Here is a 19,267-nt window from a genome sequence, read left to right as displayed (position 1 = left end):
CAATCAGTAAAAAGACCCAGGAGTCAGCCATGCTTAGTGCCCAAGACCGTGCCATCGTCAAATCCACTGTGCCCCTGCTGGAAAGCGGCGGCGAAGCCCTGATCACCCATTTCTACCGCATGATGCTCAGCGAATACCCGGAAGTTCGCCCGCTGTTCAACCAGGCCCACCAGGCCAGCGGCGACCAGCCTCGTGCCCTGGCCAATGGTGTGTTGATGTACGCGCGGCATATCGACCAGTTGGATCAACTGGGTGACCTGGTGGCGAAGATCATCAACAAACACGTCGCCTTGCAGATTCTGCCGGAGCACTACCCGATCGTGGGGGCCTGCTTGCTGCGCGCCATCTCCGAAGTGTTGGGCAGCGAGATCGCCACCCCGGAAGTGATGAGTGCCTGGGGCGCGGCGTATGGTCAGCTGGCGGATATCCTGATCGGTGCCGAAGCCGCCATCTATGACGAAAAAGCCCAGGCTCCGGGCGGCTGGCGCGGTGCGCGGACGTTCATCCTGGTCAAGCGGGTGGAGGAGAGCGACGAGATCATCTCCTTCTATTTCGCTCCGGTGGATAACGGCCCGATCCTGGCGGCTGCGCCGGGCCAATACATTGGCCTGAAGTTGGTGCTCGATGGCGAGGAAGTGCGCCGCAACTATTCCCTGTCGGCCCTGACCGATAAAGGCCTATACCGCATCAGCGTCAAGCGTGAAGCCAATGGGCGGGTCTCCAATTACCTGCATGACCAGATGCACGTTGGCGCGACCATCGATCTGTTCCCACCTTCGGGCGAGTTCACCCTGGCAGCCAGCGACAAGCCGCTGGTGCTGATCAGCGGTGGGGTTGGCATCACGCCGACATTGCCGATGCTCGAAGCAGCCCTGGCGACAGAACGGCCTGTGCACTTCATTCACTGTGCGCGTAACGGCGGGGTGCATGCGTTCCGTGATTGGGTCGATGGCCTGGCGGCCCAGCATCCGCAGCTCAAGCGTTTCTATTGCTATGCCGAGGACGACGGTGTGAGCCCGGTGGCGGACAAAGTGGGCATGCTGACCCAGGAGCAACTGGCGGCGTGGTTGCCTGAGCAGCGTGATGTGGATGCTTACTTCCTGGGGCCTAAAGGTTTCATGGCGGCGATCAAGCGCCACCTCAAGGCGCTGGGCGTGCCAGAGAAACAAAGCCGCTACGAATTCTTCGGCCCGGCGGCGGCGCTGGAATAAGGTTTAACCGAAACATAGGGGAGGCACCATCGCGGGCAAGCCCGGCTCCCACAGGGGATCGCATTTCCCTGTGGGAGCCGGGCTTGCCCGCGATAGCGTCCGCACAGCCACAACATTCCTCCTGATTAATCCGCACTTAACCCCCCTCTGTTTAAACGGTGGCCTGTGTGTAAACTTGCGGCCATTGGCACAACGACAAAGGGAAACGGGGATGAGTGACGAATTGCGTTTGGGCAGGGAGCGGCGCTTTCTGGTGTTGCTGGGCATCATCTGCCTGTCGCTGATCGGCGGAGCGCTGTACATGCAAGTGGTGTTGGGCGAGGCGCCGTGCCCGCTGTGCATCCTGCAGCGCTATGCGCTGTTGTTGATCGCGGTGTTCGCGTTTATCGGTGCCGCGATGCGTACCAAGGGCGCGCTCACCTTTTTCGAAGGGTTGGTGGTGCTCAGTGCCCTGGGTGGCGTCGCTGCCGCCGGTCATCATGTGTACACCCAGTTCTTCCCACAAGTCAGCTGCGGCATTGATGTACTGCAACCGATTGTGGACGACCTGCCTCTGGCCAAGGTGTTCCCCCTGGGCTTTCAGGTCGATGGCTTCTGCAGCACCCCATACCCGCCGATCCTTGGCCTGTCCCTGGCGCAATGGGCGCTGGTGGCGTTCGTGCTGACGGTGATCCTGGTACCCCTGGGCATTTACCGTAACCGCCAACGCAACAACTAGCCGTTCACGAAAAACGCCCCGGTCTTCCTTGAAGGAAGGTCGGGGCGTTTTGCTTTGTAGGTATTTTGTGAAACTGCCGTGACGGGGAGCAATTTCAGGTGCGCGCAGCGTGCGACATGTTGTCACACGGAAGCTGTCGCAGGACGTTTCTGATCCGTCGCATGGGCCATTAAATTTGCGTCAAATGCGCAATTTGTGCTGTCAGTTCGTGGCGTGTGAGACACCGCAAAGCTCACGGGGTTCCAGCGCCAGGGCGATCTGCGAATGCCTTGTTTTATGGGGACTTGCTCGCGTTTGCCATGCCCTTACAGGCTGTAAGGGATGTGGCTCTTTGCCCAATAACACGGCAATTTTTGTGGTTTTTGTTGAGAATCGAACGCGATAAGATCGCGAACCTTTGCAAGAATGGCGAAGGATTATTGCTGTAATCGATAAAAATTATTTCTTTATAAGACATGGTTTATACATCGCTAGCTAACTACAATCGCCCGCACTGAATGTCCGGTGCTGTTCAATATTTGAGCATTGGAGCGGTCGAGGAGCAGATGGAAGGCTCTGTGCGACCCCAGGTTCCGGCAGCCTTTCAACTATCCGCACCAAATGGAATTGGTCTGTAACAAGGCCTTTTAACCACGAAATCGAATAAGAACTCACTGCAGGTCCGTGAAACGTACAGATATGACGTGGCGGGCAGGCTCTTATTCAATCGAAGAGAAATGCCAACCCTTGGCAGGGTGAAGTGTTGGCGATCAAAACCCAACTGCATTGCGCAAGCTGCTTTAGAGGTCGTGAGATGAGTAAAAACAGGTACCCCCGATTACTAGGCTTTTTGCCGCTGCTTGGCATGATGTTAATGCTGGGAGGCTGCAAGTGGACCTTGATGGACCCGAAAGGACAGATCGGTCTGGATCAACGAAACCTGATCATCACCGCCACCCTGCTGATGCTGCTGGTCGTGGTTCCTGTGATCGTCATGACCTTCGCCTTCGCCTGGAAATACCGCGCGTCGAACACCAGCGCGACCTACGCGCCGAAGTGGTCGCACTCCACCAAGATCGAGATCGCGGTGTGGCTGGTTCCGATCCTCATCATCATCGCCTTGGGTTACATCACCTATAAGTCGACCCACGAGCTGGACCCGTACCGTCCGCTGGAGTCCGACGTCAAGCCGATCAACATCGAAGTGGTCGCGCTGGACTGGAAGTGGCTGTTCATCTACCCGGACCTGGGTATCGCCACTGTCAACGAGATCCAGTTCCCGGAGCACACTCCGCTTAACTTCCGGATCACCTCCGACGCCGTGATGAATTCGTTCTTCATCCCTGCCCTGGGTGGTCAGATCTACGCGATGGCAGGCATGCAGACCCGCCTGCACCTGATCGCCAACGAAAAAGCTGAAATGGAAGGCATCTCCGCAAACTACAGCGGCGCTGGCTTCACCGGCATGAAATTCAAAGCGATCTCGACGAGCCAGGAAGATTTCAACGCCTGGGTAGCCGCAGTCAAGGCCGCACCTAAACAGCTTGATCAAGCTGAATACGACGCCCTGACCAAACCAAGCCAGAACAACCCAGTCGCCCTGTACTCCACGTATGAGCCGAACCTGTTTCAGAAAATCGTCGACAAGTACGAAGGTATGAAGCCAGGCAAGCCGGTCAAGCACGAGAAGAAAGAAGTGGCCGTGGTTGAAGGTTCTGACACGGGCTCGCATTCAACTGCTGGGGCAGAGGAGTAAACGATGTTTGGTAAATTAAGTTGGGATGCGGTCCCGTTCCACGAGCCGATCGTGATGGTGACCATCGCCATGATCGCGCTGGGTGGTCTGGCACTGTTTGCAGGTATCACGTACTTCAAGAAGTGGACCTACCTGTGGACCGAGTGGCTGACGTCGGTCGACCACAAGAAAATCGGCGTCATGTACGTCATCGTTGCCATGGTCATGCTGCTGCGTGGCTTTGCCGACGCCATCATGATGCGTACCCAGTTGGCCATGGCCACCGAGGGTTCGCCTGGCTACCTGCCACCTGAACACTATGACCAGATCTTCACCGCTCACGGTGTGATCATGATCATCTTCATGGCGATGCCTTTCTTCACCGGCTTGATGAACCTTGCCTTGCCGCTGCAGATCGGTGCGCGTGACGTTGCCTACCCGTTCCTGAACTCCCTGAGCTTCTGGCTGCTGGTTTCCGGCGTGGTGCTGATCAACGTTTCCCTGGGCGTCGGCGAATTCGCCAAGACCGGTTGGGTTGCGTATCCGCCATTGTCGGGCATTCAGTACAGTCCGGGCGTGGGTGTGGACTACTACATCTGGGCGCTACAGCTATCAGGACTCGGGACGACGCTGACGGGGGTCAACTTCCTGGCCACCGTCCTGAAAATGCGCGCCCCTGGCATGAAACTGATGGACATGCCGATCTTCACCTGGACCTGCACCTGGGCCAACGTCCTGATCGTGGCTTCGTTCCCGATCCTGGCCGCTACCATGGCGCTGCTGTCGCTTGACCGTTACCTGGATTTCCACATTTTCACCAACGAACTTGGTGGCAATCCAATGATGTACGTGAACCTGTTCTGGGCGTGGGGTCACCCTGAGGTGTACATCCTGATCCTGCCAGCGTTCGGTATTTTCTCCGAAGTGATCTCGACCTTTACCGGCAAGCGCCTGTTCGGTCACCACTCGATGGTCTACGCCTCCGGCGCGATCTCGATCCTGGGCTTCATGGTTTGGCTGCACCACTTCTTCACCATGGGTTCGGGGGCCAGCGTCAACGCCTTCTTCGGCCTGGCGACCATGCTGATTTCCATCCCGACGGGGGTGAAGCTATTCAACTGGCTGTTCACCATCTACCACGGCCGTCTGCGTATCACCAGCCAGGTCCTGTGGACCCTGGGCTTCATGGTGACCTTCGCCATCGGCGGCATGACCGGCGTACTGCTGGCCATTCCGGGTGCTGACTTCGTCCTGCACAACAGCCTGTTCGTGATCGCTCACTTCCACAACGTGATCATTGGTGGTGCTGTATTCGGCTACATCGCTGGTTTCGCCTTCTACTTCCCGAAAGCGTTCGGCTTCAAGCTGCACGAAGGCTGGGGCAAGGCTGCGTTCTGGTTCTGGATCTCGGGCTTCTTCGTCGCATTCATGCCGCTCTATGCACTGGGCTTCATGGGCATGACCCGTCGTCTGAACGCCACTACCAACCCTGAGTGGGTGCCGTACCTGTACGTCGCCATGTTCGGTGCGGTGATGATCGCCGTGGGTATCGCCTGCCAGCTGATCCAGCTGTATGTCAGCGTGCGTGATCGCAAGCAGAACATGTGCGAATCCGGCGACCCATGGAACGGCCACACCCTGGAATGGTCGACCTCGTCGCCACCTCCGTTCTACAACTTCGCCGTGATCCCTACTGCGGACACCATTGATGCGTTCACCGAAGCCAAGGAAAACGGTACTGCGTACCAGAAGCCTAAGCACTACGAACCGATCCACATGCCAAGCAACACCGCCACTGGCGTGGTGATGGGCGGCCTGCTGACCGTGTTCGGTTTCGCGATGATCTGGCACATCTGGTGGCTGGCAATCGTGAGCCTGGTCGGCACTATCGGTTACTTCATCATCCACGCTGCCCGTGATGATCAAGGCTACATGGTGCCGGTCGAGACGATCGAGCGCATCGAAGCCGAGCAGCACGCTCGCCTGGTAGCCGAGAAGAAGATTCCGGCCAACCGTGTAGAAACCTCGTTGGAACAGGCTTAAACCATGTCGAACTTAGTGACCAATGCTGGACACGCCCATGTCGATGACCATGGGCACGATGACCATCACCACGATTCGGGGCCAATGACCGTTTTCGGTTTCTGGCTCTACCTGATGACCGACTGCATCTTGTTTGCGTCGATCTTCGCGGTATACGCGGTACTGGTAAACAACGTAGCGGGTGGCCCGTCGGGCCACGACATCTTCGAACTGCCTTACGTGCTCGGCGAAACCGCCTTGCTGTTGTTCAGTTCGATCACCTACGGCTTCGCCATGTTGGCCTTCTACAAGGGCAACAAGAAAGGCGTACTGAGCTGGTTGGCACTGACCTTCCTGTTCGGCCTGGGCTTCATCGGCATGGAGATCAACGAGTTCCACCTGCTGATCTCCGAAGGCTACGGCCCGCACCGTTCCGGCTTCCTGTCTGCGTTCTTCACGCTGGTAGGCACCCACGGTCTGCACGTATCTGCTGGCCTGCTGTGGATGGCGGTGATGATGTATCAGGTCAATAAGCACGGCCTGACCAACACCAACAAGACTCGCCTGACTTGCCTGAGCCTGTTCTGGCACTTCCTGGACGTGGTCTGGATCTGCGTATTCACCGTCGTCTACTTGATGGGGACTCTGTAATGGCTAATGCACACTCCCACGACAGCCACGATTCAAGCCACGGCAGCGTCAAGTCGTATGCCATCGGCTTCATCCTGTCGGTCATCCTGACGCTCATCCCGTTCGGTCTGGTCATGTACCCGACCCTGCCGAAGTCGATCACCTTGATGATCGTGCTGGCATTCGCGGTGATTCAGGTTCTGGTTCACCTGGTGTACTTCCTGCACCTGGATCGTTCCAAAGAACAGCGCGATAACGTGGTTGCGTTCGTGTTCGCAGGGATAGTAATCGTGCTGCTGGTTGGCCTGTCGATATGGATCATGTTCAGCATCCATACGTTCATGATGGCGAAGTGAGGTAAGACCCGATGTCGCTTAAGCACTTTATCCAAATCACCAAACCGGGGATCATTTTCGGTAACGTGCTTTCTGTGGCGGGCGGTTTCTTCCTGGCCTCCAAGGGACATGTCGATCTAGCCATCTTCCTGGCTGCAATGATCGGCACGTCCCTGGTGGTAGCTTCCGGTTGTGTCTTCAACAACTGCATCGACCGTGACATCGATATCAAGATGGAGCGCACCAAGAACCGCGTGCTGGTCCAGGGCCTTATCTCCCTGAAACTGGCACTGGTCTACGCGACCGTCCTGGGTGTTGCCGGTGTGGCCCTGTTGTACAAGGTGGCCAACCCGTTGGCGGCGCTGTTTGCCGTGATCGGCTTTGTCATCTACGTCGGCCTCTACAGCCTGTACCTCAAGCGCAAGTCGGTTCACGGCACGCTGGTGGGCAGTCTGTCGGGGGCGATGCCGCCGGTGATTGGTTATGTGGCTGTGACCAATAGCTTCGACATGGCCGCGCTGACGCTATTGGTGATGTTCAGCCTGTGGCAGATGCCGCATTCCTACGCCATCGCGATTTTCCGCTTCAATGACTACCTGGCTGCGTCGATTCCGGTTCTGCCGGTCAAGCGTGGTATCCAGGTGGCCAAGAAACACATCCTGCTCTACATCCTGGCCTTCCTCGTGGCGACCTTGATGTTGACCTTCAGTGGCTACGCCGGCATGAGCTACCTCGCCGTTGCCGCCGCCATGGGCATGTACTGGTTGTACATGGCCTGGACCGGCTACAAGGCGGTGGATGACACCGTCTGGGCGCGCAAGCTGTTCGTGTTCTCGATCTTCACCATCACCGCGCTGAGCGTGATGATGTCCCTGGATTTCCAAGTGCCGAAAGAGCTGTTGCTGACTTACGCACACTGAGTCTTTGAGTCATGAAAAGCCCCGCCTTCGAAAGAAGCGCGGGGTTTTTATGGCTGGGCCTTTAAACTATTCCCACATTCTACAAATGCAGGAAGCGCACCGATGAGTAAAAAAGCCGTGATGGTCTTCAGTGGCGGGCAGGATTCGACGACCTGTCTGATCCAGGCACTGCCCCTGTATGACGAAGTGCACTGCATTACCTTCGATTATGGTCAGCGCCATGTGGCGGAAATCGAAGTCGCGCAAAAACTGGCCAAACAACTGGGCGCCACCGTTCACAAAGTGATGGATGTGTCCTTGCTTAACGAGTTGGCCATCAGCAGCCTGACCCGCGACAACATCCCGGTGCCGACCGTGAACAGCTCGGGCGAGAGCTTGCCCAGCACGTTTGTGCCAGGGCGCAATATTCTGTTCCTGACCCTGGCGTCGATCTACGCCTATCAGGTGAAAGCTGAGGCCGTGATTACCGGTGTGTGCGAAACCGACTTCTCGGGTTACCCCGATTGCCGCGATGAGTTCGTCAAGGCGCTGAACAAGGCGCTGGAACTGGGCATGGAATACAAACTGCGTCTGGACACCCCGTTGATGTGGCTGAACAAGGCAGAGACCTGGGCCCTGGCTGACTATCACAATCAGTTGGACTTGGTGCGTGAGCAGACCCTGACTTGCTACAACGGCATCATCGGCATAGGTTGCGGCAATTGCGACGCGTGCAACCTGCGTGCTCGGGGCTTGAATGAGTATTTGCAGGACAAGGCGGGAGTGATGAGCAGCCTGAAGCAGAAGTTGCAGTTGAGCTAGTAGTCGTACTCGGTCAAATGTGGGAGCTGGCTTGTCGGGTCGCCGCATCGCTGCGATAGCATCAACTGGATGTCACTGACATACCGAGTTGCCTGCATCGCAGGCAAGCCAGCTCCCACATTTAGAGCGCCTTACATTAGGCAGCGGTGCCGGTAATCCAGCGTTTGAACAACGCCCGCGCACCGTAGGCTGGCAGGATATTGAAGAAGGCAAAGCCGACTTTGATCGCGATCTGCACGTAGATCATGCTCAGGATGTCACTGGTTTGCATCGCGCCGTAAAAGGCGATGAAGCAAAACAGGAAGCTGTCGATGATCACCGCGAAGAACGTGCTGAGGAAGATGCGCAAGTACAAGTACTTGGAGTTGGTCAGCTCTTTGATCTTGCACAGCAAGTAGGAGTTTATGTTCTCGGACACCAGGAACGACACCGAGGAGGCAACCAGCACCGAGGACACTTGAATGATCACATCGTTGTACGGCCCATCCAGCTTCCAGCCCGGCAACCCCGGCAAAAAGGTCGAGCCGTAGAGCAGGATGATGATCATCGCGTTACTGGCAAACGCAAACAGAATGGCCCTTCTGGCCAGACGCAAGCCGAACTGCTCGTTCAGCAGGTCCACGATCAGAAAGGTCAGGGGATACAGGAAGGTGCCCGGCGTCACGATGATGCCCAGCGACTCCAGGTAAATAGGCTTGGTCGCGGCGATGCTGGTGAAAATATAGAACGTGAACAACAGCAGGTTGAGGATGATGTAGATCATCCAGGAGTTCTCGTTGCGGTCATTCAGGTCATAGGCGGTCAGCGTTCCTCCCTGTGAATAGAACTTTTTGTACATGTTCTTGACTTCCATTTTGTTCAGATTGTCCATTATTTCGCTGTTGATGACTTCGCTCAGTTTCATCTTGATGACCTTGCCGGTGGCGATCACCATGATCACTGCCAGGCTCTTGTCATTCTCAAATCCCAGCAGTTTGTATTTGCTGTTTTCGACGGCCGCTTCATACGTTGTCATTGAAGCGCTCCTCGATGATGTCGCCGACCACACACAGGCGCTCTGAGTTGCCACAGGCTTCAAGGGTGATGAACATCTTGCGGGTGGCCCGGTCGTACACCAACTTTTCCTTACCGGTGCTCGACGTGCCTTTTTGCACGATCAGCAAGTCGCCGGCTTCGTTGATACCGGGAATACCCTGTTCCAGGCGTACGCCGATCAGGTTGCAGCAGGTGCCGAAGTAATAGGTCAGCGGATACAGCGCGGCCAGTTCGCCGATACGCTTGTCCAGATTCTGGATGACCTGGCTTTCCTTGAGGATCGGCACCGCCGCTGGGTTCATGTTGCCCTGGGGGGAAACACTGCTTTCGATGATTTCCTTGGCTTCGAAATCGACGGTCTCGATTTCGTCGTAGGAGATACCAAAGAAGTCGGAGATCTTGCGAATGGTCGACTGTTGTACGTTGACGACCTTGCCTTCGAGGATGTTGTAGATGGTGGTCCTGGTCAGGCCGGCGGCACTGCTCAACGAAAGCTGGGTTTCGCCACGGCTTTTGATCAAGTACTTGATGTTGCTCTTCAAGTGCTCGGCTTTTTCCCGTTTGTGTATCACGTGCTCACCACTTCCCTTTAGTTATAAACGCCCGTTTTCACACCGCCTGGCTTCACGGCGTCGCGAGTGTTGCACGCGTCGGCCACAACAATAAAGTGCGAATGCTCTGCCTCGCTGCTTTCTGGTGAGCGAGATCGGCAAAAATGAACATTTAATTTGGAAAATGTTTAAATTCCTGTTTAATTGGACGCCTCGGTTCAGGATGAATTCGCTCGCAATACCCAGGAAGGGAACCGCACTGATGGCACTCAATACCGCACCACTGAAAGATCAGGCTGACCTGCTGCGTCGTGGCCTGGCGGATCTGCGCGCTGAAGACGCCGAGCTTGCGAGCATCCTCGATGCGGAAGTCACGCGACAGCACCGCACCTTATCCCTGGTCTCTTCCTCCTGTGCCGTCAAGCCGCGCACGCTGGTGGCCTGCGCCTCGGCGCTGGTCAATGTCACCGCTGAGGGCACGCCGGGCAGACGTCATCGCACCGGCTGCGAGAACGTCGACCTGGTTGAGTCCTTGGCCATCCGCCGCGCCAGGGAACTGTTCGATGCCCACTATGCGGGTGTGCAGTCGCATTCGGCCTCCAACGCCATTGCCCAAGTGTTGTCAGCGCTGTTGGAGCCTGGGGATACGTTGCTCGGCATGGCCCATGACCATGGTGGCGCGCTGACCCTGGGCAGTCCGGCCGTGTTCACTGGCGCTTACTACAAGGCCCTGCGCTACGGCACCACCGCCGAGGGCCTGGTGGATTACGCGCAAGTGCGCAGCCTGGCCCTTGCGCACCGCCCGCGTATCATCATCTGCGGGGCATCGGCTTACTCACGGGTGGTGGATTTCGAGCGGTTTCGCGCGATTGCCGACGAGGCGGGTGCCATCCTGCTCGCGGACATTTCCCACATCGCCGGGTTGGTCGTGACGGGGCGACATCCCAGCCCGATCAATGCCGCCCATGTCACCGTCACCTGTACCCACAAGCAACTGGGCGGGCCGCGAGGCGGCCTGGTGCTGTGCGGTCGTGATGCCAACAGCAAAGTGCCGGGCTTGAAGTCGACCTTCGCCCGCGTGTTGGATCAGGCCGTATTCCCACGTATGCAGGGCGCGCCGGCCGTCAACCTGATCGCCGCCAAAGCCGCCGCCCTGGGCTACGCGAAATCAGCGGAGTTCGACGCCTGTATGGGACGGGTTCGCAGGCTTGCCGATGAAGTCGCCAGTGCGTTCCAGGCACGGGGTTATGAGGTGGTCGGTGGGTGCAGTGAAAACCATACGGTGCTGATCCGCTTGCGTAACGACGTGACCGGCGCCATTGCCGAGTCGGCGTTGGAGGCCTGTGGCATCGTAGTGAACAAGCATCGCGTACCGGGTGAGACACGCTCTTCGTTGATCACCAGTGGGTTGTGCATTGGCACCGGTTCCATGGCGCAACGTAACGTCGACTCAGAAGGCTGCCGCCAGATCGTCGAGTGGGTGTGCCAGGTGTTGGACCGCGTGACGCCGCTTGGCGAGCAGGACTACCTGCTTGAACCCGATGTGCAGGCGCCGTTGCGTACGGCGGTGGAGGCGTTGTGCGCCCGTTACCCGATTGCCGACTACCTGGATAGCTGACGCACGGACACTGGGTTAAATCAACCGGCCGGGTGCTCGTCATACTCCTTTGTACGACCCGTGCGAATCCCTCGCTCGCCTACAAGGAGTAGTCATCATGGTCAGTGTCAGTCGTCGCTCTCTTCTCGCCCTGGGCGCGGCCTTGCCGGTGCTGGGGCACTTGGATTGGGCTGTTGCCGCCCCGGCGTCGGCACCGTCTGACAAGGTGCGGCTCAACTACAACGAAAGCCCCTACGGCCCCTCCAGAGCGGCCCGTGAGGCCATGCAGCGTGGGATCGCCGAGGCTGGCCGCTATCCCTACCCGGACATGTACGCACTCGCCGCCTTGTTTGCCCAGCAACAGGGCATCAAGGAAGAACAGGTGGCAGTGTTTGCCGGCTCCATGGCGGCCCTGCGTTATGCCGTACTGGCGTTCACCAGCCCAACCCGCAGCCTGGTCATGGCTACGCCGTCCTACGAAGTGCCGCGCCAGGCCGCCGAGTCGCGCAAGGTGGCGGTGCATGAAGTCGACCTCGACACCCAGCACGCCCATGATGTGCCCGCCATGCTCGCCGCTGATCCACAGGCCGGCATGTTTTATCTGTGCAACCCCAACAACCCCACCGGCACGCTGACGCCGACCGACGCCATTCGTCATGCCTTGGCCAATAAACCCCAAGGCAGCGTGTTGGTGGTGGACGAGGCGTATATCGACTTCTGCGACGCCCCCAGTTGCCTCAGTTGGGTCAAGGACCACGACGACCTATTGGTGCTGCGCACGTTCTCGAAAATTTACGGTATGGCCGGTGCGCGCCTGGGCCTGGCAATCGGCCATCCTGCCTTGCTGGAGCGCTTGGCGGTGTTCGGCGGTGACAATGTACCGGCCGGTTCCAGCCTGCTCGGGGCGCGTGCCAGCCTGGAGGACGCCAAGCTGGTGCCTGAGCGCAAGGTACTCAATGCCAGGTTGCGCGATGAAACCCTGGCTTGGCTGAAGGGGCGCGGGTTTACCTGCACGGCTTCGCAGAGCAATTGCTTCATGATCGACGTCAAGCAACCGGCGGGGCAGGTCATCGAGCGGCTGGCTGCACAGGGTGTACTGGTCGGGCGGGTCTGGAAGAACTGGCCGCAGTGGGTACGGGTGACCGTGGGAAATGCGCAGGAGATGACGCACTTTCGTGAAGTGTTCACAGCGCAGGTGGTGAACGCTTAGACGCTCCCTGGACAGCCACTCCGGACATGCTGCATCCTCGCGTTTGTTAACGGCTCAAGGACGATCCCCATGCGACGCGATGGCCAGCCCGACCAGAACCCCTCCCTGTTGGGCGACGACATGCGCCAATTGCTCGATGCTGAGCTCAGCCGTCGTGGCCTGGGGCATTTCGAGGTTTACCAGTGCGGACCGACCCTGGATGAGGCCGAGATTGTTTCCAATTACCCTGAGGCCCTGGAACCGTCCGACACGTCCGATGATTTCTACCGACGTGACAAACTGGTGTCCCTGACCCGCAAACGTATCAAGCCATTTTTCTGGAGTGACGAAGACCTGCTTGCCCCGGTTGATGAGGCCGTGCCGGTGCCAGGCCCCTGTAAGCCTGTGGAGGAGGGCGCGAGCTTTATCGTGCATGGCAATCAGGGATTTTATTCAGTCCTCAACCTGTGCAGCTTCGGCGAGCAGCAACAGTTTCGCGAGACGGTGCTGGCTAATCAGAGCGAGCTGCAGATGCTGCTGGTTTCGGTGTATGACGAGGAATTGGAGCGCCGCGAGCCGGCGAACCGGCAAACGGTGCTGACGCCACGGGAAACCGAAGTGCTGTCCTGGGCCAGTGTGGGCAAGACCTATAACGAAGTGGCGCTGCTGACCTCCATGACCTCGCACACCGTCAAGTTTCATATGAAAAACATCTTCATCAAGCTTGAAGTCACCAACGGTAAATCGGCGATCCGCAAGGCCCTGCAATTGGGCTATATCCGCCACCCGTAACGGCATACCTCACCAAATGGGCAGCTTGTTGGCGGCTCTAGGGTGCATTAGGTTCCACCGCTATTGAGTTCGACACCGGATGAGCCGGCGTCGCCATTGCGAAGGAATCTCCTCATGAAACGCAGCTGTTACCAGGGGCCCCGCTAATGGGTACCTATCGTGCTTTGCGCAGCCTGAATACTCGGTTGCAGTCGCTGTTCATCATCACGCTGGTGTTCCGCATGGGCACCCTGGCGTTTCCCTTTTACGCGGCTTATCTGATGCATCAGCATGCTGTGTCGGCGGGCACTGCCGGCCTGTTGGTGGGGGGGTATGGCGCGGGCGCATTGTGTACCGACCTGATCATCGGGGCGCTGATCAAGCGTTGTTCGGCCAGCCGCGTGATTCTGGCTTCCTTGCTGCTCAATGCACTGCTGTTGCTGATCATCCCGTCGGTGGAAAACACGCTTGCACTCTTGCTGCTGTCGTTCTTCTGGGGGGCTTGCTATGAGGCATTCACGCCGGCGACGCTCTCTGAAATAGTGGCCCATAGCACGGTGGAAACGCGCAAAGTGGCGTTTTCCTGCAACCGTCTGGCGATCAATATCGGCATGGCCATCGGGCCGCTGCTGGGCAGCCTGGTCTTTCTGAAGCATGCGGATGCGGTGTTCTACATCAATGCAGCGTTGTCCCTGGCGGCCTTTGTCGCTTGCATGCTGTTGGGTCGTACGCAGCCGCTGGTCGTGGGGGCGCCAGTCGCTGGCAAAGGTGGCAGCCTGCCGCCTACGGCGCCGCACGAGCGTTCACGGTTGTTGGTGATTCTACTGGCGGCGCTGCCTGTGCACGTGGCTTATGCGCTGCCGCCGACCTTTCTGTCGGCGTACATCATCAACTACACCCAACTGCCAACCTATTACGTGGGCGTGCTGTTTTTCATCAACGCGTTATTGGTGATTGTGTTCGAAGTACCGATCAATCTGCGTATGGCGCATCTGTCGAGCAGTCGCGCGCTGGTGGCCGGCTTTCTGCTGGCCGGCGTCGGGTTTTTCTTGATGGGGTTCGGTGAGATAGGCGCGCTGCTGATGCTGGCCACGGTGCTGTGGAGCTTGGGCGAGATGATTGTGTTCCCTGGTATCACCCACTACATCAGCAGCATTTCCAGTCGTGATACGGTGGACCGCAACCTGGGTTATTACGCGGCAGGCGTCAATATCGGAGTCATGCTGGCGCCGTCGCTGGCATTCATGCTGGTATCGCAGCCGTCGCTGCCTTCGCCGTGGTGGCTGGTCGGTTTCGTGTTGCTGCTGTTCGCGATCGCTGTCGGCGTGATGAAAGGCTCGGTGGTGTTATGGAACCGAGAGGCGTGAGCGGTACAAGGCGCGACATAGTGTGTGTGCGCCTTGGTGCATCAAGCGTTTACTGTGCGGCGATGGTGTAGCCGTCGAAGGCGCTTTGCTGTTGCAGTGCGGTCACGATGCTTTTGCGCGTGACCGGCTGCTCTGCGCCACTGTTGTCGACGAAGGTTTCACTTTCCAGCTCCGCCTCGCTGCCTTCACCCACGAACGCAAAGCCCAGGAACTCCAACGCCTCACGGTCAACGTTGAGCTTGGAGCGTGGCGTGCGCAGCGGCAGGGTGACGCTGATGCCGTCTTTGCTGATCACAAACACTTCGGTGTCTTTCTTGGCGCGGGCCGCCTTGCTCTTGCCGGCGCTCGGGTTGCTGATGGCCTGGTGGCTCTGCTTCAGCACCTTGAGGGCCAGGCCGTAGACCAACTCCTGAAACTCAGGGTCGTCCTTGAAGCTGGACAGGATGCGGCTGATGGAAAACTGACTGCTGAGGTTTTCCAAGGCGGCGTTGTCGGCGGCTTCGGCGTCCTTCAGTTGCTTGAGCTGGCCCATCAGCTCGTAGGCTTTGTCATCGTCGAAGGCGTCGTGGGCCAGGCGAATCGCCATGCGCAGCTCGCGGATCTGGTCGCTTTCCTTGGAGGTGTGAAACGCGTCCAGCACCATCTCGCTGATGATCTTGGCCGCTGGCACATGCTGTGAAAGATTGATGGCGTTTTCGTATTCAGCTTTGGATTGCAAGGCGACTACGGATTCTTCGGTGTGCGAATCGGACATTGAAATTTCACTACGTCAGTAAACGGGGACAAAAAAGCGTCGCGCATTTTCAAGGGGCAGGGGGATCAGGTCAAGGCAGCACTCGAATTGACCCTGACCCACATCAAAACGCCATCTCCCCAAACCCGCTACAACACAGGTGCCTGAAGAACCGATAAAAACAACCACTGTCCTGTGCCGAGGGGGCCGCCCCACGCTCAGGTGATTAAAGGATTAATACAATGGCGCTTTCCCTCTCCCGCCTGGCCTTGCTGGGGGCGACGCTCTGTTTGGCGCTACCCTTGCACGCCGCTCCCACCGAAATCGAACACGGTAAATACGTTGCGCAGCTGGGCGACTGCATCGCCTGCCACACCGCCAGCCAAGGTCGGGTGATGGCCGGCGGGCTGGAGTTGAGCACGCCGATGGGCACGATCTATTCGAGCAACATCACGCCGGACCCAGAGACCGGAATCGGTCGCTACACCTTCGAGCAGTTCGACCGGGTGATGCGCGAGGGCGTGACGCCCACGGGGATGAACCTGTACCCGGCGATGCCGTATCCGTCCTACGCCAAGATGAGTGAAAAGGACATGCGCGCGTTGTTCGCCTACCTGATGCAAGGCGTGGAGCCCGTGCAGCAAACCAACCTTGAGGCCGACATGGGCTTCCCGTTCAACCAGCGCTGGGGCTTGGCGCTGTGGAATTTTGCCTTCCTCGATAAGCGGCCGTTTACCCCGGACCCGAACCGTGACGCCGTGCTCAACCGAGGTGCCTACCTGGTGCAGGGCCTGGGCCATTGCGGCTCATGCCACACACCGCGTGGCATCGCGTTCCAGGAAAAAGCCATGAGTGATGACGATGACCGTGGTCGCCATTACCTGGCCGGGGAAACCGTCGAGCATTGGCGCGCCTTGAGCCTGCGCAACCTATGGACCGTGGAAGACACTGTGCAATTGCTCAAGACCGGGCAGAACCGCTTCGCCACGGTGGCCGGCAACATGGCCGATGTGATTCATCACAGTACCCAGCATTTCACTGATGATGACCTGACCGCCATCGCCAGTTACCTCAAGTCCCTGCCACCGGGTAAAGACGATCTGCCGATGCCCTCGGTAGCCCGTGCCCCAGTGGCACCGCCCGCTGATTTGTTCAGCAGCCGTGGGGGGTTGGGCTACATGCAGTTCTGCAGCGACTGCCACCGCAGTGACGGTGCGGGTGTGAAAGGTTTGTTCCCTCCCTTGGCCGGCAACCCGAGCATCACCTCGAACAACCCGACCTCGCTGCTGCACATCACCCTTACCGGTTGGGAAACGGCGCAAACCGCCACTCACCCACGGGTGTACACCATGCCTGGCTTCGCTCGCCTGGCGGATCAGGAAATCGCCGAAATCCTGAGCTTCGTGCGCACCCGTTGGGGCAACGAGGGCACACCGATCAGCGTCGCCCAGGTGAAGAAACTGCGCGATCAACTCAACCCGGCCACCACGGATTCGTCGGCGTTTGAAACCCCGCGCCTGGCCAACCTGCTCGCCGCCCCCAATGCCGACCAAGTGCTGCGCGGCATGCGCCTGCACCTGCAAACCAAAGAACTGCTGCCCGACAACGTCGGCAACTCGCTCAATTGCACCAGTTGCCATCTCAACGCCGGCACCGTGGCCGATGGCTCGCCCTTTGTCGGTGTGTCGGCGTTCTTCCCCAGCTATGCGCCGCGCGCGGGCAAAGTAGTGACCTTGGAAGAGCGCATCAACGGCTGTTTCCGCCGCTCGATGAACGGCCAGCCGCTGGCGCCGCAATCGGCGGATATGCAGGCGATGGTGGCCTACTTCGACTGGATGAAAAACAACACCCGCCCTGAAGACAAGGTGGCCGGGCGCGGGGTCGGCAAGATCGACCCGGGGATCAAGCCGAACCTGGACAACGGCAAGCAGGTCTACGCCAAGCAATGTGCGGTGTGCCATGGCGACAATGGCCAGGGCCTGGCGCGTGCCGATGGCGAGTTGATCTACCCACCGCTGTGGGGCGAGCAGTCGTTCAATATCGGTGCAGGTATGGCCCGCACCTACACGGCGGCCGCGTTCGTCAAACGGAATATGCCGATTGGCTTCCACGAGAAATTCCCGTTGGGCCAGGGTGGTTTGTCGGATCAGGATGCGGTGGACGTGGCGGCTTATTTCTCGGGGCAACCTCGTCCGGATTTCCCGGACAAGGTCAAAGACTGGCCCAACGGCGGCAAACCGGTCGATGCGCGCTACTAAGCCAGTTGTTTGAGGCATGCCTCCAGGATATCCAGGCCCTCCTCCAGCACCGCGGGCTCGATGGTCAGCGGTGCCAGCAGGCGGATAATGTGTCGCGACTTGCCGCTCGGCATCAGCAGCAAGCCGGCATCGCGAGCCAGGCCCAGCAGTTGGGTCAACTGCTGGGCGGCGGGCGAGCCGTCGGCGTTGGTCAGTTCGATGCCCCGCATGGCGCCGACGCCGGTCAGGCGGCCCAGGTAAGGGGACACATCCTGGGCGCGCCAGCTGTTGTAGCGGCTGACGATGGCTTCTTCCTGCTGTGAACCCCAGGTTTTCAGCTGTTGATCCGTCATCGCATCAAGGGTGGCCAACGCGGCAGCACAGGCAATGGGGTTGCCGGAATAGGTGCCGCCCAGGCCGCCTTTGGGCAGGTTGTCGAGCAGGGCTTTGCGGCCGACCACTGCGCCCAATGGCACACCGCCGGCGATGCTTTTGCCGAGCAGGATCAGGTCCGGTTCGATACCCAGTCGTGAGAACGCAAAACGCTGGCCGGTGCGGCCAAAGCCGGATTGGATTTCATCGGCAATCAGCAGAATGTTTTTCTCGTCACAGAAGCGGCGCAGGGCTTGGGCAAACTCGATGTCCAGGGCCAGGAAACCGCCTTCACCCTGCACCGGTTCGAGGATGAAGCAGGCCACGTCATTGACGTCGATTTCCACACTGAACAAACGGTCCATGGCCTTCAGCGCTTCGGCGCAGGTCACGCCGTTGTCGGCGCTGGGGTAGGGCAGGTGATACACCGGGCCTGGCAGTACACCGACCTTTTGCTTGTAGGGCGCGACCTTGCCATTCAGGTTGAGGGTGGCCAGGGTGCGGCCATGGAAGGCGCCGTCAAAGGCGATCACCGCCGTGCGGCCAGTGGTGCCGCGGACGATCTTCAAGGCATTTTCAGCGGCTTCCGCGCCGCTGTTGGTCAGCATGCCGCTGACCGGGTAATCCACCGGAATAAACGCGGTAAGACGTTCCATCAATTCGAAGTAGGGCGCGTGGGGTGCCGCGTTGAACGCGTAGTGGGTCAGCTTGGTCGCCTGCTCGCGAATCGCCTCGACCACACCGGGGTGGCAATGGCCAAGGTTGAGCACGCCGATGCCGCCGACAAAGTCGATATAGCGTTTGCCCGTGGTGTCCCACACCTCGGCGTTCTGGCCGTGGCTGAGGCTGATAGGGTGAACGATGGAAATCGACTGGCTGATGGTTTCGTGGCTCATGACTCCGGGACTCGGCAGTGGCGGGCGTCTTTTTATCTAAGCTGTGCGCCCGGCTTTGTCGCAAACGAAATAAAGTCGCCGGGTCATTCCAAATGGGAAGGAGTTGTTGCCTAAAGGTCGTTTGTGACGCAGGTGCAAAGCCGTCGATACTGCCTCGCAACTTCAAAA

General features: G+C 58.7%; 17 protein-coding genes and 1 pseudogene. 13 read left to right on the top strand and 5 right to left on the bottom strand.

Going from position 1 to position 19,267, the window contains the following annotated elements; translation table 11 throughout:
- The first annotated feature begins 29 nt into the window (after positions 1–29).
- Both hmpA and AC07V4_RS24110 read left to right on the top strand, forming a co-directional pair.
- Positions 30–1,211: an NO-inducible flavohemoprotein gene (gene hmpA / locus AC07V4_RS24115; RefSeq protein ID WP_492638369.1), complete on the top strand. Its 1,182-nt coding sequence runs from the start codon at positions 30–32 to the stop codon at positions 1,209–1,211.
- A gap of 211 nt (positions 1,212–1,422) precedes the next feature.
- A complete protein-coding gene (locus AC07V4_RS24110) occupies positions 1,423–1,929 on the top strand; it encodes a disulfide bond formation protein B (protein ID WP_492638368.1) in 507 nt (168 codons plus the stop codon).
- Between the two features lie 474 nt (positions 1,930–2,403).
- Here AC07V4_RS24110 and AC07V4_RS24105 read toward each other — a convergent pair.
- A pseudogene (locus AC07V4_RS24105) lies at positions 2,404–2,695 on the bottom strand (hypothetical protein).
- A gap of 27 nt (positions 2,696–2,722) precedes the next feature.
- Here AC07V4_RS24105 and cyoA point away from each other — a divergent pair.
- From cyoA to queC, 6 genes are all read left to right on the top strand, one after another.
- A complete protein-coding gene (cyoA, locus tag AC07V4_RS24100) occupies positions 2,723–3,664 on the top strand; it encodes a ubiquinol oxidase subunit II (RefSeq protein WP_492638367.1) in 942 nt (313 codons plus the stop codon).
- Between the two features lie 3 nt (positions 3,665–3,667).
- Positions 3,668–5,686, top strand: a complete 2,019-nt coding sequence (gene cyoB, locus AC07V4_RS24095) for a cytochrome o ubiquinol oxidase subunit I (RefSeq protein ID WP_492638366.1) — start codon at positions 3,668–3,670, stop codon at positions 5,684–5,686.
- A gap of 3 nt (positions 5,687–5,689) precedes the next feature.
- On the top strand, positions 5,690–6,316 hold the full coding sequence (locus tag AC07V4_RS24090; protein WP_058426759.1) for a cytochrome o ubiquinol oxidase subunit III: 627 nt from the start codon (positions 5,690–5,692) through the stop codon (positions 6,314–6,316).
- Positions 6,316–6,651, top strand: coding sequence for a cytochrome o ubiquinol oxidase subunit IV (gene cyoD / locus AC07V4_RS24085; RefSeq protein ID WP_492638365.1), 336 nt, complete (start codon positions 6,316–6,318; stop codon positions 6,649–6,651). The genes AC07V4_RS24090 and cyoD overlap by 1 nt, the downstream gene beginning before the upstream one ends.
- A gap of 11 nt (positions 6,652–6,662) precedes the next feature.
- Positions 6,663–7,550, top strand: a complete 888-nt coding sequence (gene cyoE, locus AC07V4_RS24080) for a heme o synthase (RefSeq protein WP_034100500.1) — start codon at positions 6,663–6,665, stop codon at positions 7,548–7,550.
- A 102-nt stretch (positions 7,551–7,652) separates the two neighbouring features.
- The gene (queC, locus tag AC07V4_RS24075) at positions 7,653–8,351 is read left to right on the top strand and encodes a 7-cyano-7-deazaguanine synthase QueC (protein ID WP_492638364.1); all 699 of its coding nucleotides are present in this window, start codon (positions 7,653–7,655) and stop codon (positions 8,349–8,351) included.
- 136 nt (positions 8,352–8,487) lie between these two features.
- On the opposite strand, the gene AC07V4_RS24070 is transcribed toward queC, so the two are convergent.
- Positions 8,488–9,366 (bottom strand): queuosine precursor transporter, encoded by an 879-nt coding sequence (locus AC07V4_RS24070; RefSeq protein WP_492638363.1) that lies wholly within the window; start codon positions 9,364–9,366, stop codon positions 8,488–8,490.
- A complete protein-coding gene (locus AC07V4_RS24065) occupies positions 9,353–9,958 on the bottom strand; it encodes a helix-turn-helix transcriptional regulator (protein ID WP_492638362.1) in 606 nt (201 codons plus the stop codon). Before AC07V4_RS24065 ends, AC07V4_RS24070 begins: the two co-directional genes overlap by 14 nt.
- A 241-nt stretch (positions 9,959–10,199) precedes the next feature.
- Between AC07V4_RS24065 and glyA the strand changes: the two genes are divergently transcribed.
- The 4 genes from glyA to AC07V4_RS24045 all read left to right on the top strand — a co-directional run bounded on the left by glyA (position 10,200) and on the right by AC07V4_RS24045 (position 14,861).
- Positions 10,200–11,555: a serine hydroxymethyltransferase gene (glyA, locus tag AC07V4_RS24060; RefSeq protein WP_492638361.1), complete on the top strand. Its 1,356-nt coding sequence runs from the start codon at positions 10,200–10,202 to the stop codon at positions 11,553–11,555.
- Positions 11,556–11,652: 97 nt separating this feature from the next.
- Positions 11,653–12,744: a pyoverdine biosynthesis transaminase PtaA gene (ptaA, locus tag AC07V4_RS24055; protein WP_492638360.1), complete on the top strand. Its 1,092-nt coding sequence runs from the start codon at positions 11,653–11,655 to the stop codon at positions 12,742–12,744.
- 69 nt (positions 12,745–12,813) lie between these two features.
- Positions 12,814–13,515, top strand: a complete 702-nt coding sequence (locus tag AC07V4_RS24050; RefSeq protein ID WP_492638359.1) for a helix-turn-helix transcriptional regulator — start codon at positions 12,814–12,816, stop codon at positions 13,513–13,515.
- A gap of 146 nt (positions 13,516–13,661) precedes the next feature.
- Complete coding sequence (locus tag AC07V4_RS24045; RefSeq protein ID WP_492638358.1) at positions 13,662–14,861, top strand: MFS transporter; 1,200 nt, start codon at positions 13,662–13,664, stop codon at positions 14,859–14,861.
- A 49-nt stretch (positions 14,862–14,910) separates the two neighbouring features.
- On the opposite strand, the gene AC07V4_RS24040 is transcribed toward AC07V4_RS24045, so the two are convergent.
- Positions 14,911–15,615, bottom strand: a complete 705-nt coding sequence (locus AC07V4_RS24040; protein WP_492638357.1) for a hypothetical protein — start codon at positions 15,613–15,615, stop codon at positions 14,911–14,913.
- Between the two features lie 221 nt (positions 15,616–15,836).
- Between AC07V4_RS24040 and AC07V4_RS24035 the strand changes: the two genes are divergently transcribed.
- Positions 15,837–17,852, top strand: a complete 2,016-nt coding sequence (locus AC07V4_RS24035; protein WP_492638356.1) for a c-type cytochrome — start codon at positions 15,837–15,839, stop codon at positions 17,850–17,852.
- Here the strand turns inward: AC07V4_RS24035 and AC07V4_RS24030 are convergent.
- Positions 17,849–19,099: a 2-aminoadipate transaminase gene (locus AC07V4_RS24030; RefSeq protein WP_492638355.1), complete on the bottom strand. Its 1,251-nt coding sequence runs from the start codon at positions 19,097–19,099 to the stop codon at positions 17,849–17,851. The genes AC07V4_RS24035 and AC07V4_RS24030 overlap by 4 nt on opposite strands.
- Positions 19,100–19,267 lie beyond the last annotated feature (168 nt).

The sequence above is a fragment of the Pseudomonas sp. GW821-FHT03A09 genome (genome assembly GCF_059421065.1).
Note: the sequence above shows the minus strand (reverse complement) of the source record. Positions and strands in the feature narration are given on the sequence as shown.

Coding starts and splice junctions, on each gene's coding strand:
- hmpA (WP_492638369.1), top strand. CDS start 30: ATGCTTAGTGCCCAAGACCGTGCCATCGTCAAATCCACTGTGCCCCTG.
- AC07V4_RS24110 (WP_492638368.1), top strand. CDS start 1,423: ATGAGTGACGAATTGCGTTTGGGCAGGGAGCGGCGCTTTCTGGTGTTG.
- cyoA (WP_492638367.1), top strand. CDS start 2,723: ATGAGTAAAAACAGGTACCCCCGATTACTAGGCTTTTTGCCGCTGCTT.
- cyoB (WP_492638366.1), top strand. CDS start 3,668: ATGTTTGGTAAATTAAGTTGGGATGCGGTCCCGTTCCACGAGCCGATC.
- AC07V4_RS24090 (WP_058426759.1), top strand. CDS start 5,690: ATGTCGAACTTAGTGACCAATGCTGGACACGCCCATGTCGATGACCAT.
- cyoD (WP_492638365.1), top strand. CDS start 6,316: ATGGCTAATGCACACTCCCACGACAGCCACGATTCAAGCCACGGCAGC.
- cyoE (WP_034100500.1), top strand. CDS start 6,663: ATGTCGCTTAAGCACTTTATCCAAATCACCAAACCGGGGATCATTTTC.
- queC (WP_492638364.1), top strand. CDS start 7,653: ATGAGTAAAAAAGCCGTGATGGTCTTCAGTGGCGGGCAGGATTCGACG.
- AC07V4_RS24070 (WP_492638363.1), bottom strand. CDS start 9,366: ATGACAACGTATGAAGCGGCCGTCGAAAACAGCAAATACAAACTGCTG.
- glyA (WP_492638361.1), top strand. CDS start 10,200: ATGGCACTCAATACCGCACCACTGAAAGATCAGGCTGACCTGCTGCGT.
- ptaA (WP_492638360.1), top strand. CDS start 11,653: ATGGTCAGTGTCAGTCGTCGCTCTCTTCTCGCCCTGGGCGCGGCCTTG.
- AC07V4_RS24050 (WP_492638359.1), top strand. CDS start 12,814: ATGCGACGCGATGGCCAGCCCGACCAGAACCCCTCCCTGTTGGGCGAC.
- AC07V4_RS24045 (WP_492638358.1), top strand. CDS start 13,662: ATGGGTACCTATCGTGCTTTGCGCAGCCTGAATACTCGGTTGCAGTCG.
- AC07V4_RS24040 (WP_492638357.1), bottom strand. CDS start 15,615: ATGTCCGATTCGCACACCGAAGAATCCGTAGTCGCCTTGCAATCCAAA.
- AC07V4_RS24035 (WP_492638356.1), top strand. CDS start 15,837: ATGGCGCTTTCCCTCTCCCGCCTGGCCTTGCTGGGGGCGACGCTCTGT.
- AC07V4_RS24030 (WP_492638355.1), bottom strand. CDS start 19,099: ATGAGCCACGAAACCATCAGCCAGTCGATTTCCATCGTTCACCCTATC.